Consider the following 15,221-nt stretch of genomic DNA (forward strand, 5'->3'; position numbering starts at 1 on the left):
AAAACAACGGATGCGAAGTACTACAACGAAAAAGATCAAGCGAAGAAACAAGCATACGATAACGCAGTATCAGCAGCCGCAGGAGTGCTATCAAATGACAATGCGACACAAGACCAAGTAGATGCAGCCTTAAGAGCGATCACAGAAGCTAAAGCAGCATTAAATGGAATTCCAACGGATAAAACACAATTGACGAATACAAATAATACATTAAGTGATTTAATTTTAGAAGATCCGACAAAAGGAAAAACTAAAGCGACAATTGATGAGTATAAAAAAGTAAAAGAAGAGTCAGAAAAAACTTTAAAAGAAGTTAAAAAAATTATCGATAACAAAAATGCTTCACAAGTTGAAATTAACAAAGCTTTAGAAATGGTGATTAAGGCAAAAGATTCTTTAGAAAATGCGAAAAAATCATTGTTAGATGCTGTAGAAGCTAGAGAAGTAGTTGAAACGATAGCAAATGAAAAAATTGTTAGCATTAAAGCAGATAAAAAACTTTCTGTTCAAGAAAAAGAAAAAGCAATTAATAGAGTTGAAACTTTAAGAAAAAAAGCACTAGAGGACATCGATAAATCTAAAAAACAAATAGAAATCGATAAATCCTTAAGAACTTTCTTATATCAAATTGATCAAGATGCATTAGTATTTGATCTTCCAACATTAGATATAGAAGATGCATTGAAATCACTAATTAATGGAGTTGTTAAAGTTGTATTAGGTAATGATATATCTGATAAAGATATATTATCAAAACTTGATTTACCAGAAGGATTAGAGGTAGTCAAAATTGAAAAACCAGCTACATCAGCTCTTGGTAAAGTTTCAGCTAAAGTTACTATTAAGCTTTCTAATGGAAGTTATACTACTATTAAGGTTCCGGTAGAAGTAGTTGAAAATTCAGAAAGATTAGGATTTAGGCATAATGACTCTAAAGTAGATTCAGAAATGAATCAAAAACTTCTACCAAATACAGGGTCAACTGAATCTAACACAGGATTAGCAGGGTTAGGACTTGCTGTTCTGGCTGGACTACTTGCAGTAGTAAAACGTCGAAAAGAGAAATAGAAGTTCAATAAATTTAAAACAAGAATTTCGATATTCACCCCTTTTACTGAATAGGTCAGTAGGAGGGGTAATATTATATTTAAATAAAATATTATATGGTAATTATTTGATTTAATGGAGAGCATGAATCTGACTTCTATATTAATGTTATAGCGTTTATATATTTTTTTTGATATTGATTATGATAATATATTTTTGAAATTGCTAATCTATGCAATTGAAATACAGAATTTTATATGCTATACTGGAATTAGGTGTTTTGAAACGCTTACTATAAGATTTCTTATAGGTAATCACAATTAAATAATGAATTAAAAAGTTTAGTTTGTCATATAATTTTACTTAAAAGAAATTCAGGTTGTAAAAGGGATGAGCATATGAGTTATCTTATAGGAGTAAAATAATAAACAGGGGGAAAAACACATGACAATAAAAGTTGCTATTAATGGTTTTGGTCGTATTGGGAGATTGGTCTTAAGACAGATTCAGGCTCAGCACGCAGATGATATTGAGGTTGTAGCTGTCAATAGATCAAGAATGAGACCGATAAATCAAATAGTTTATCTGTTAAAATATGATACAACGCAAGGGCCTTTTCCAGGGACTGTAGAAGAAGGAGACGGTGCGTTTATCGTGAATGGTAAAGAAATTAAAGTTTTTGGGGAACCAAATCCAGAGAATTTACCATGGAAAGAGTTAGGTGTAGATATTGTTCTAGAATGTAGCGGACGTTTTAACAGTAAAGAAAAAGCTGAAGCGCACATAAGAGCGGGAGCTAGGAAAGTACTACTTTCTGCACCAGGTGGCTCAGATGTTAAAACTATTGTATATAATGTTAATCATGAAATACTAACTGGAGAAGAAACTGTAATCTCGGGTGCATCATGTACTACGAACTGTCTTGCTCCAATGGCAAAAGCTCTACATGATAACTTCGGTATTGTACATGGTTTAATGACAACTATCCATGGATATACAGGAGATCAGCATACTTTAGATGGATCTCACAATAAGGGAGATTTTAGACGTGGAAGAGCAGCAGCAGAAAATATAGTTCCTAATACTACGGGGGCTGCCAAGGCTATAGGATTAGTTATTCCAGAGTTAAATGGACGTTTAGATGGAGCAGCTCAAAGAGTACCCGTTCCAACTGGTTCGTTAACAGAACTATTTGTAACAATTGAAAAAAATGCTACAGTAGAAGAAATTAATGAAGTAATGAAAAAAGCAGCTAATGAATCATACGGATATACAGAAGATCCTATAGTATCTTCAGATATAATAGGAATGAGTTACGGTTCATTATTTGATGCTACACAAACAAAAGTTATTGGACAGGGTAAAAATCAAATGGTTAAGGTTGTTTCTTGGTATGATAACGAAATGTCATACACTGCACAACTAATTAGAACGTTGAGATATTTTGTAAAATTAGTATAGAATATAAAATATAAAGCTAGGAATCTAAAAAGGCTTCTAGCTTTTTTGATTTCCATTATTATTTACTTAGTTATTTACTAAAAAATTATTATTTTTCTGAACATAATGATAATATGATATTTTTTAGTTTTTGATTGTGATATTACAAAGAAAAAGGTAATTAAAATAAAAAAATTATGATATTTAAACTTATCTATGCAGACTGAAGAGGTGTTGAAAAAGCACTTATGTTGCTATATTATAGTAGGTGTAATACAACAAAAAGTATAAAATAAATCTATAAATATGGAGAAAAAGTATGAAAAATTTATTCAGTAGAAAAGAAGTATTTTCAATTAGAAAATTTAGTATGGGAGTAGCTTCAATAATGATAGCTTCAAGTCTAATTGTGTCATCTCAAGCTAATGTACAAGTATTGAAAGCAAAAGAAAATATAGAAGTACAGGTTAATAAAGATATTAATATACGTGTCATAGAAAGAGATGGAGGAGCTGTAATTGAGCTAGCCGCAACTAAAGATTTAATAGATGTAGATGTAAATGTAATGTTAAATGGAAATAGAGTAGCTTCATATCACATTGAAAATATAAAGGCTGGACAAAAAATAGATAAGAAAGTAACAAAAGAACAACTAGAAAAAATTAAAAAATTAATAGTTAATGGGCAGAAAACTTTACCTAACACAGCAATAGTGGAAAGAAGTGTTTCACAAACAATTAATATTACAGGTAATAGTTTAAGGGTAGATGTTAAGTATCATGTAGAGGATAATTCAGTATCAGAAGTAAAACCAGAAAAACCAGAGGAGAAACCGACTCCAGAAGTTAAGTCAGAAAAACCAGAGCAACCGAAACCAGAGGTAAAACCAGAGCAACCCAAACCAGAGGTAAAACCAGAGCAACCCAAACCAGAACAACCCAAACCAGAAGTAAAACCAGGGCAGTCAAAACTAGAAGTAAAACCAGAGCAACCGAAACCAGAAGTAAAACCTGGGCAACCGAAACCAGAAGTAAAACCAGAGCAGCCAAAACCAGAAGTAAAACCAGAGCAACCGAAACCGGTGGTAAAACCAGATAAACCAGAAGGAAAGCCAGCGCCAGGAGAGCAACCAACAAAACCGGTTGAAACACCAGAACAACCAAAACCAGAGGTAAAACCAGATAAGCCGGAGGTGAAACCAACACCAGAGAAACCAGTTCCAGGGGAACAACCAGGCAACACATCTGAGTTATCTAAACCAAAAGGACAAGAAGATAGTGATAGTGATAAGGATGAAGAGGTAATCATTAATGATCCAATTCTTAAAAAATTAATTAATAAGAACTTAAGCAGAGAAAGAGCTGATGATCAAAAAATAACTAAAAAAGAACTGGAAGTTTTAAAAGAATTACGTATGAGGGATGAAAAAGGTGAAAATATACTTACGACAGCATCGTTGAAAGATACACCAGAGTTTAAGTTTATTCAAACACATGGTATCAAGAATTTATTAGGATTAGAAAATGCAGTTAATTTAGAAAAACTAGACTTAAATGAAAATGAAATAAGTGATTTATCACCAATTGCTAAATTGAATAAATTAACTAAATTATCATTAATAAGAAATAGAATTTCAAATTTACAACCTTTATCTGAATTAACAAATTTAGAATACTTAGACTTATATGCTAATAAAATCGTGGACATTTCACCTTTAGCAAAACTTACTAATTTAAAACATTTAGACCTTCATAATAATAATGACCAAACAGGAGATCCTGTTCATCCAACTATTAGTGGAGGAATAAAAGACATTTCAGTGGTGAAAAATCTTACTAAATTAGAAATGTTATCACTTGGAAGTAATAATATTTCAGATATAACACCAATTAAAAATCTTACTAATATAAAAGATTTAGTATTAGGTGGGAATCATATTAGTGATTATTCGGGACTGGAGCAGTATATTGCCGATAAAGTAGCTAAACAACAGGAAGGGGAAGGAAGTGTTAGTTTCGCTGGTCAAAGAATAAATTACGATAAAACTGTTGATGTTTCTAAATCAAACGTATCAATAGACAGTCCATTTAAAGGAATAAATGAACTAGGTGAAAAACTAGCGAAAGTATTCGAAAGTGATGAACCTGTTAATCTATTCTCAGAAGTCACTACTAATGTTGACGGGGTAAGTGCGACTTATAATCCAGAAACATCAAAATTTGATTTTACATTTACAGAGGAATTCCTAAATAAAAATCAAGGTAAGGTAGTTCCTATTAACTTGAAAGTAGGAGTTGGGGATTATGCTTGGAATGTGAAAAATATAAAATTAAATGTAGCTGAAAAAGAAAAATTTAAGGATAAAGTATTAGCGGCAAAATTTAAAGGGAAAGATTTAACTAAAATAACTGAATTAATTAATCTTTATGGTGTTAAAGATTTATCAGGAATAGAAAACTTGATGAATTTGACAAAACTTGAAATTAATGGAGAACACAATGATATCAGAGATATATCTTCAATAGCAAATTTAACTAAGTTGGAGGTATTATCTTTAGAAAATGTAAAAATTAAAGACATATCAGCATTGAGTAAATTAACTAATTTGAGAATTTTAAATATAGCTGGGCCTTTTGTTGATCCAGAATATTCAGATGCACAAAACCCAGATGATTATTTAATAAAAAATATTGAGGCATTAAAGAACCTAACGAATCTTGAAACACTGAGTATCGCTAATAGAGGTATAACAGACATAAATGCGTTATCTGGATTAACAAAATTAAATGATGTTATACTTTCTGGAAATAGTATAACTGATATAAGTGCATTGAAAAATCTAAGTGAATTAAGTAATTTAGATTTAACTAGTAACAAGAACATTGAAGATATTTCAGTACTGAAAGATTTAACAAATTTAACGAATCTATGGTTAACGGAGAATAAAATTTCTTCTGTAGAAGCACTGAGAAACCTAACAAATCTTAAAAAATTGTATATTAATGTTAATAAAATTTCTGATTTAACACCTTTATCAGGTTTAACTAAGTTAACACACTTAAGTTTAGGAGCGAATAATATTAAAGATGTAACAGCATTAAAAAATCTTACTAATTTGACTTCATTAAGAGCTGCAGATAATAAAATTACTGATGTGAGTAATTTAACAAATTTAACAAAACTTACAGATTTAAATTTAAGTAATAACAGTATCCATGATTTTTCTCCACTAAATAGTTTAGAAAAAATTAATAAAAAACGTGGATTTGCAAAACAAATAGAAGAAGTAGATATCATTAATAAGGAATTTACACTTCCTACTGCTAAAAATTTTGACGGAAGTGAAATTAGTTTAGATACTAATGATGATGGTACATTGAAGCTTTATGAGGTAGTTAATAAAAAAGGGAAAAATCAACCTAAGGTAAACGATGAAACTGAAGAGTTAGTACCAATACATAATCAGTATACAATTACACAAAAAGATGGTAAGTATATTTTGCCGGATAATATTGAAAATGGTTTGTATGCAGTTCAATGGTTTAAATCTTATCAACAATGGGGAACGTTTATTTTGAATGTTCATTTGTCAAAAGAAACAGTTAAAAAACCAACAGATACAGTAGAGTTATCGTCAACAGATAAAGTGTTATATAGAACTTTATTAAATGATTGGAGTAATTTTAATAAAAAATATAAAAATTTAACAGATAAAGCTAATTCAGAGCACGTGGTTAATAATAAACCAACATCAATTCCAAAACCAAATTCTGAGGCGGATTTTCATGTGAGTGATTTTGAAAAATTACGAGTATTTGATGTTAATGGAGAGTTGAAAGTAGGAAATACAGGTATAAATATTTCCGTAACGGACGAATTAGTAAAACCTTTAGAAAATGCAAGTAATTTGGAAGAATTTAAAGTTCTTGCCAAAAAAGATGAAGTAAGAAAAATCAAAGATTTTGCATTCTTGAAAAAATTAACTGAGTTGAAATTATTCTATTATACAAATCAAAATAAAACGAAAGAAAAAGTAGATGTTACTAATTTAGATTTAACATCGAATAGTAAGTTGGAAGATGTTCGTGTAGGTCAAGGAAACTTAAAGAATCTTAATTTTGTTAAAGGATTAAATCTGAAAAATTTAGATGTAGAAGATAATGAATTAACTGACATATCAACAATTAAAAGTATGACTAGTTTAACAGAGTTACATTTAGACAATAATAAGTTAAATAATAGTAATGTTTCAGATATAGCTGGACTTATTAATTTAAAAACATTATATTTGAAAAATAATAAGGATATTAGTGATATTAATTCTCTTGAATCTTTAAAAAATTTAGAGGCTTTAGAACTGAAAAATATGAATATTAGAGATTTGAGCGTTCTTAAAAAACTGCCTAATTTAAGACGTCTAGTGATTGATGGAAATCCTTTAGATAAGGAATATATGAATGTTATAAAAGAATTAAATATTAATACGGGTTACTTAGGAGAAATAACAAAAGAAGATTTCGAGTGGCTAAAAGAATATGCAAGTAGAGATGATATAGCAGAAGCTACGTTGAATGAGAATAAACAACGTGAATTTACATTTACAAAATTACCAATCACAGTGAAAGTGAAAAAAACGCAAATTAAAGCTGGAAAAGTAGTAATAGAAAATCCTCTAAAAGATTGGGAGAAGGCAGGAGCTTTACTTGATGGTGAGAAAGATGTTCCTAATGGTATGACTGTTTCAGAGGATGGTTCAAATATCACTTTTGAGGTTACAAATGATAAAGAACAAACATATAAATATGACATTAATATAGAAGATTATAGTACTGAATTTGAAGGACGTCCTACTAATATTCATGGAACTGTTGAATTGAAATTAAAAATTGTAGATTAATTATGGAGAAAGAGTATGAAAAATTTATTCAGTAGAAAAGAAGTATTTTCAATTAGAAAATTTAGTATGGGAGTAGCTTCAGTAATTATAGCTGCAAGTTTAATGGTTTCATCTCAAGCTAATGTACAATTATTGAAAGCAAAAGAAAATATAGAAGTACAGGTTAATAAAGATATTAATATACGTGTGTTAGAAAGAGATGGAGGAGCAGTAATTGAGCTAGGTGCAACTAAAGATTTAACAGATGTAGATGTAAATGTAATGTTAAATGGTAATAGAGTAGTTGCATATCACATTACAAGTATAAAAGCTGGACAAAAAATAGAAAAGAAAGTAACAAAAGAACAGCTAGAAACAATTAAAAAATTAATATCAAACGGACAAAAAACTTTACCTAATACAGCAATAGTGGAAAGAAGTGTTTCACAAACAATTAATATTGCAGGTAATAGTTTAAGGGTAGATGTTAAGTATCATGTAGAAGATAATTCAGTACCAGAAGTAAAACCAGAGCAACCGAAACCAGAAGTAAAACCAGAAGTAAAACCGGAACAACCAGAACCAGAGGTAAAACCGGAACAATCGAAACCAGAGGAGAAACCAGAGCAACCGAAACCAAAGGTAAAACCGGAGCAACCGAAACCAGAGGTAAAACCGGAGCAACCGAAACCAGAGGTTAAACCAGAACAACCAAAACCAGAAGTAAAACCGGAACAATCGAAACCAGAGGTAAAACCAGAGCAACCGAAACCGGAAGTAAAACCGGAACAACCGAAACCAGAGGTAAAACCGGAGCAACCGAAACCAGAAGTGGACCCGGAACAACCTAACAAGCAAAATAAACCTGAGAAGAAGGAAGAAAATAAAGTAGTAAAATTTGAAGATGCTAATTTAAAACGAATTCTACTTAAAAAGTTGAAAGATTATAAAGGTGTAGATGAAGAAGATGATGGATTAGCTGGAGAATATAACATTAAAATTAAAGATAAAAATTATAGAAAAGATAAAAATGATATAGAAATATATGAAAAAGACATGGAACAGTTGGAATCTTTTGCTATAAGAGGCTTTGATGAAGAAACTTTTGAATCATTTGTAGGTGATCAACAAATTAAGAGTATAGTTGGACTAGAGAAAGCTGTTAATTTAAAACAATTAACTATTTCAGGAAACCCAGATGATTCCCGAGGAGCACTTAGAAACATATCTCCACTAAGAGGATTGAAGAACCTAGAACTGTTGAGATTATCACATAATGATATTATTGATATTTCACCAATTGAAGGATTGACCAACTTGAAACATCTGTTCTTATCACATAACCAAATAAAAAATATTGATGCAGTTAAGAATTTAACGAATTTAGAATCATTAGATTTCGCTAGAAATATCGGTGAAGAAAGAATAAGTGATATTTCAGCTATTGCTAGTTTGACTAAACTTAAATTGCTAGGGTTATCTGATGCTAAGATTCCAGATATTTCAGTCTTAAAAAATCTTGTGAACTTAGAAACTTTCATGGCAAATGATAGTAAAATTGAAAATATATCTGTGTTAAAAAATGCAAAAAATCTAAAAATTCTTTATCTTGATAAAAATAAAATAACTGATGTTTCAGTAGTGAAAGATTTAGTAGAACTAACAGAATTGTACTTACGTAACAATAATATTTCTGAAATTGATTTTAGTAAGTTAACTAAATTATCAGATGTAAACGTAGAAGGTAATAAAATTAGCGATTACTCTTCATTAGAAAAACTAACATCATTAAAATATGTCAATCTTTCTAAACAGCATGTTGATTTAAACAGAGAATATACATTAGATAGTAATTCTGTTGAAATGGATATGCCTATTATAGGATTGAAATCACATGCAAAAGAAGGGACGATTAAAGTAACTTCAGACAATGATAAAGTAAAAGCAAGTTATGATGAAAAAACCAATAAAGTTATTTTAAGTGTAACTGACGAGGTTATGAAAGAATCTGCTAATAAAAAACTCTCAGTTAATTTAAAAGTTTTATATGTAGATAAAGAAGATTATAAATCTGAAGAAACTAACATTGATGTTAATAATATAAAATTGAATGTAAAAGAACAAGTATTGGAACCTAAAAAATTAGTCATTGATGATTTAGTTGTAACACATGGAAACAAAACTGTAACCGATAAGTTAACATACATACTAGTTAACAAAAAGAATGACAATGAAGTAATCGAAAAAAATACTAATAAAGGCATGCTTAGTGGACTCGAACTTATTAAGGATGAAGTTTATACATTATCTTTAAATGATAATGAGAAATATCAGATGGAAGATATTGATGTAGTAGCAAAAGAAGAGGATGGGTTCTCTGCATTATACAATGTAAAAACTAATGAAATAATACAAAATTTAGAAGTGAAAAAAATAAAAAAAGAAGAAACACCTGAGGATAATGCGGTAACATTGGATGGTATTACTGCAAAAGTGACTAATAGTTCAGGTGCTCCAATTAGTAATGTTCCATTTAGATTATTTGAGTATGATGGTATTATTCCAAATATTGTAAAACAAGAAAAAACTGATGAAGATGGCACATTAACATTAATGTCAAATCAACTTAAACCTAATAAAAAATATGAATTAAGAATTGAAAAAAGAGATACTGCATTTAATAGAGAGAATGTTATATTTACAACTGATGAAAATGGAGAAGTTGTAAGTATTGATAATAAAGCAGTTACTGAAGAAACTACTGGAATAATTGACTTTAAAGAAGAAAGAAAAAATGATAAAGAAATAAAAACAATTAAATCGTATTATAAAGTAGTAGACGAGAATGGAAATCCTGTTGAGAATGTTGAATTGTCTGTTAATGGTATTAGAACTAAAATTACAACATTGAAAAATGCTCGATCAAATAAAGACGGTATAGTAGAGCTAGATTTAGAGAAAAAAGTAAATGGTGTTGATTATATAGTAAATGTATCTAAAAATGATCAATTCAATTGGGAGTTCAAACCGGACTCAGTTAACTTAAACGTTTCAGAAAATGGAGTTATTACATATAGTGACTCAGAAGAAAAATATAGTCTTACAGATTATAATGGAACTAAAATTCCTGTATTTGTTGTGAAAAGAGTTGATTTAAATTATTTGAAAACTGATTTAAGAGAAAAAATAAAAGAAGCGGAAGGAGAACTAGGGAAGGCACCTAGTAAAGAATTAACAGACATTGTTAATTCTGCAAAAGAAGAATTAGCTAAACCTGAGACTTTACCTATCTATGTTAAAGGTTATATAGATAATTTAACAACAGCTCTAAATAAAATTAAAGAATCAAAAATTGATAAAAAAACAGTAAAAAAAGGTGAAATTCCTGAGATTCTTGTTAGAAATGGGAGAGAACCAGAATTACGTGAAATTACTTTTGAGTTTGTAAATAAAAAGGATTCTGCAGATAAAGTTGAGGTAACTAGTAGTAATGGAAGTTTAACTAATATAGAGTTAACTGTTGGTGCAGAGTACATTATTAAGGTAAAAGGAGAAAATAATCAAGTATTACCTGGCAGTTTGGAAATTAAAGAAGAAGATGGGAACTTTGTACCTTACAAAGTAGGAACTGATGAATTTTATGATTCTATAGATTTAAGTGAATAAAAAGAAGAAGTTCTTAAATCGGCTTTAATAATAGTAAAACTTAAAAAATTAATTACCAGAGGTTTAGAAATGAAGAGTGTTATCTAGATAATTAAAAAAGCAGTTTATAGTTCTTGATAATAAAGATGAACTCAAAAATTATAGATAATCAAAATAGAAATCTAGATTAAGGAGAAAGAAAATGAAAAATATATTTAGCAAAAAAGAAGTGTTTTCAATAAGAAAATTTAGTATGGGAGCAGCATCAGTGATGATAGCGGCAAGTTTACTTGTGTCCCCACAAACTAATCTACATGTTTCAAAAGCAAAAGAAAATATAGAAGTACAAGTCAATAAGGATATTAAGGTAAGTATTATAGAAAAAAATGGAGGGGCAGAAGTAGAATTAACAGCTACAAAAGATTTAACAGATGTAGATGTAAATGTAATGTTAAATGGTACAAGAGTAACCTCTTATCATATTGCTAGTATAAAAGCAGGAGAAAAAATACAAAAAGAAGTAACAAAAGAACAATTAGAAACAATAAAAAAATTAATAGCAAGCGGTCAAAAAACATTACCTAATACAGCAATAGTAGAAAAAAATGTTTCACAAACAATTAATATTGATGGTAATAACCTAAGAGTAGATGTTAGATATCATGTAGAGGAAGAACTGGCAACAGATAAACCAGAAGTTAAACCTAACCCTGAAGTGAAACCAGAACAACCGAGATCAGAGGTAAAACCGGAGCAACCGAAATCAGAGGTAAAACCGGAGCAACCGAAACCAGAGGTAAAACCGGAGCAACCGAAACCAGAGGTAAAACCGGAGCAACCGAAACCAGAGGTAAAACCAGAACAACCGAAATCAGAGGTAAAACCGGAGCAACCGAAACCAGAGGTAAAACCAGAGCAACCAGAAGTTAAACCTAACCCTGAAGTGAAACCAGAACAACCGAAATCAGAAGGAAAACCAGCACCAGAAGTTAAACCTAACCCTGAAGCGAAACCAGACAAACCAGAAGGGAAACCAACTCCAGAACATAAAGAAGAAAACTCTAAAGAAGATTTGAGTAAAACACGTGCTGAACTTGAAAAATTAACAAGTAGAGACCTTAGAACTGAAAAAGGGTATGTGGCTAATGAAGGTAATCAACCAACTAATAATGCGTGGATAGCTGCTAAAACAGAAGCAGAAAAAGTACTTAAAAATCCAAATGCCACTAAAGAACAATTGGAAACAGCTATTTCAAACTTAACAGAAAAAACTAATGATGCACTTGTTGGAAGTGAAAAAACAAAAGTAAAAAAACTAATTGTTTCTTCAAATAAAAATAACGAAGATAAGTTAAAATTACGAGTAGAGTTAAATAAAGCAAAAACTATAGAGGAAGTCAGAGCAATTGCTGAAAAAGTAGGAGGGAAGGTAACGCCTCCTAGAGAAAATAATACGGAAACAAAACCAGAAGGAAGCAACTCAGAAACAACTCCAGAAAAACCAGGAGAGAGTAATACAGGAACAGCCCCAGAAAAACCAGAAGGAAGCAACTCTGGAACAACTCCAGAAAAACCAGAAGGAAGCAACCCAGAAACAACTCCAGAAAAACCTAAAATAGAAGATGATAAAGTAGTAGCTATTAAAGAAGCAATAGTTACAAAAAATTTACAAGGTAAAGGTGGATTATTATTATTTGATGTAGAAGTTAAAAATACAGATGTAAACAAAGTAGGACTTGTTGCTTATCGAGATGGTGTAAAAACAGACAATGTAACAATAGATAAATTTTTAACTGAGTCAACTAATAAAGTGAGCTACACTATTACTGTTCCAAAAAATGAAACTGATAAAGAAATTAAATATAAATTTGTAGTAACTGTAGATGGTTCAGAAACAAATAAATATTTAGAAAAAACACAAGAAGCCTTTGTAGAGGAAGCTAAAATATCAAATTATTCACTAGAAAATGAAGTTCTTCAAGGTGGAGGAGAAGGAAGCCTAGTTTTAAAAGGGAACAATTTAACAACTGGTAATGTGAAAATCAGAGTATTCAACTCAGATTCAATAGAAGAAAATACTACATTAACAAATAGCGTAGTATATGAAAAACGCAATAATGATTTTGTAGCTAAGATTAATTTCCCGGAAAATAATACAAATACTTCAAAATCATATAAAGTGAAAATATATCAAAATGGTAAAGAAGTCAATATCACTACGTTAGATGGAAGAGATAGACGCGATAAACCTACGTTTACTGTAGTTGGAAAAAATCAAGATAGCAGCAAACCAGTATTATCAAATTTAACAATTACTTCATATAGAACAAGTGGGACTGGTGCTGTGAATGACGGGATAGAAAAAACTGAAACAACTGTAGCATCTAATCAAGTTAGTAAAAAAACTGAAGTTCACCTTTACGGAGCTAATTTGAATGAAGTAAAAACAAAAGTTAAGATAGTTGATCAAAATGGAGTAGAGTGGCCTATAGAAGGAGCTGAGAGCGATCTTATTAAAATGGTTCTTGCAGGTAAGAGTGGTGTAAATAATGGTATTCTTGGAAACGGAACATTCCAAATTGCTGAAATAATTTTACCAGGTAATTTAAAAGAGAATATGAAATTCACTTATACTTTTGCGGTGGATGGAACTAATTTTGATACAACTCATAAAGTACACGCCATTGTTGAAAAAACAGGTGGACAAGTAGATCCAGCGGTAAAAACTATAACACTTAAATATCAAGATGAAACTGGTAAAAAGATTGCTGAAGATAAAGTATTAAAAGCATATAGTCACTTCCCAGTTTCAGTAGGGAAAGTTGATGTAGCGGGATATACATTTGTTAAAGTAAAAGATATTAGTGCACTTAATGATAGAATTGGAGAAAAAACAGAAATAACATATGTATATAAGAATTCTAATAGTGATTCAATGACGACAGAAAAACCAAAAGTTGAAGATTCAAATAATGGAACACAGCCAGCGGTCAATGAAGATGTTAAAAAATTAAAAGAACAATTACAGAATCTTGTAGTAAAAGACTTAAGAACTGAATCTAATTATAAAATGCAAGGGACAGGGGAAGAAACAGCTTGGTTGAATTCAAGAAAGAAAGCGAATGAAGTACTATCTAAGGCTGATGCTGATAAAAATGAATTAGAGATAAGAATTAATAAATTATCTACAGCTATAAAAACGCTCGAGGAAGCAAATGCGCAGAAAAATAGTAATTCTCCAGAAGTAACCCCGCCAAACAATAACGCAGCGCCTGCAACTGAAGAGTTGAAATTAGCTAAAGAGGAAGCTAAGAGTAAAGTGTTGAATTCAGAATTTATTCAAGATAAGAATAAATATATTAAGAGAATTAAAGAGGCAACTACAGTAGATGTCTTAAAGGCGATGATATCTGAAATAGATAATTTAAATAATAACGAAGGGAAAGAATCTGCTACTGAAGAGAATATTGTAGAATCAGTTGAACAGTTAAGAACTAAATTACAAAAATTAGTAGATAATGATTTAAGAAAAAATGAACAATTTTCTCGAGTTACACCAGAATTAAAATCAGAATATAAAAAAGCGAGAGCCTTAGCGAATAAGTTATTGAATAATGATGCATCAAAAGAAGAATTAAAAGAGCAAATAAAAGTCTTAGAAACTGTTATTAAAAAAATCACAGGATAATAAAAAATATCGACTGAAATAATTGAGTTTCAGTCGATATTTTTTATATATTAATAAGGGTTCTACAAAATTTAGGACTGATGGAAAAAATCAGTCCGATTTTTTGATGAGTCTTAATACTTTGATATTAGTCTTTTTTTATTTTGAAAATATTTCTATGAAAACGAAATGTAAATGATATTTTTCTTGTATTTTCATGATAATTATATTAAACTATTAATGTATAAAAAACAGTATTATAACAATAAGAGGTTGTATTACTTTTAGAAAAAATAAGAAAGAGGTATATTAATGGAATTATCATCGAATTCGGCTACTCGAAGGCAAGGTATATCTCTTAATCACAGCATATGTAGTGTTTGCTACTAACTGGGTTGCAAGATCGAACTTATCAAAACAAATTACGGACCACTATTTTAATGGAGAGAAAGTATCTCCTATAATTTCCGAGGTTGTAAACTATACAATTACTATAGCAAGAATTATAGCAAACTTATTAGCTGCGTTTATATTAATTAAATTACA

Annotated in this window: 5 protein-coding genes; all 5 read left to right on the forward strand. The window is 30.1% G+C overall.

Annotated features, from left to right (window positions below; all coding sequences use genetic code 11):
• On the forward strand, window positions 1–1,068 hold a 1,068-nt coding region (locus JX287_RS05215; RefSeq protein WP_204643188.1), incomplete at its 5' end, for a DUF1542 domain-containing protein.
• Between the two features lie 423 nt (window positions 1,069–1,491).
• On the forward strand, window positions 1,492–2,508 hold the full coding sequence (gene gap / locus JX287_RS05220; protein WP_204643198.1) for a type I glyceraldehyde-3-phosphate dehydrogenase: 1,017 nt from the start codon (window positions 1,492–1,494) through the stop codon (window positions 2,506–2,508).
• A 298-nt stretch (window positions 2,509–2,806) separates the two neighbouring features.
• A complete protein-coding gene (locus JX287_RS05225; RefSeq protein ID WP_204643206.1) occupies window positions 2,807–7,384 on the forward strand; it encodes a leucine-rich repeat domain-containing protein in 4,578 nt (1,525 codons plus the stop codon).
• Window positions 7,385–7,399: 15 nt separating this feature from the next.
• Window positions 7,400–11,029: a leucine-rich repeat domain-containing protein gene (locus JX287_RS05230; protein ID WP_204643215.1), complete on the forward strand. Its 3,630-nt coding sequence runs from the start codon at window positions 7,400–7,402 to the stop codon at window positions 11,027–11,029.
• 181 nt (window positions 11,030–11,210) lie between these two features.
• A complete protein-coding gene (locus JX287_RS09030) occupies window positions 11,211–14,696 on the forward strand; it encodes a YSIRK-type signal peptide-containing protein (protein WP_204643223.1) in 3,486 nt (1,161 codons plus the stop codon).
• The last annotated feature ends 525 nt before the right edge of the window (window positions 14,697–15,221 follow it).

It is taken from the genome of Gemella haemolysans (genome assembly GCF_901873445.1).
Lineage (GTDB): Bacteria > Bacillota > Bacilli > Staphylococcales > Gemellaceae > Gemella > Gemella haemolysans_C.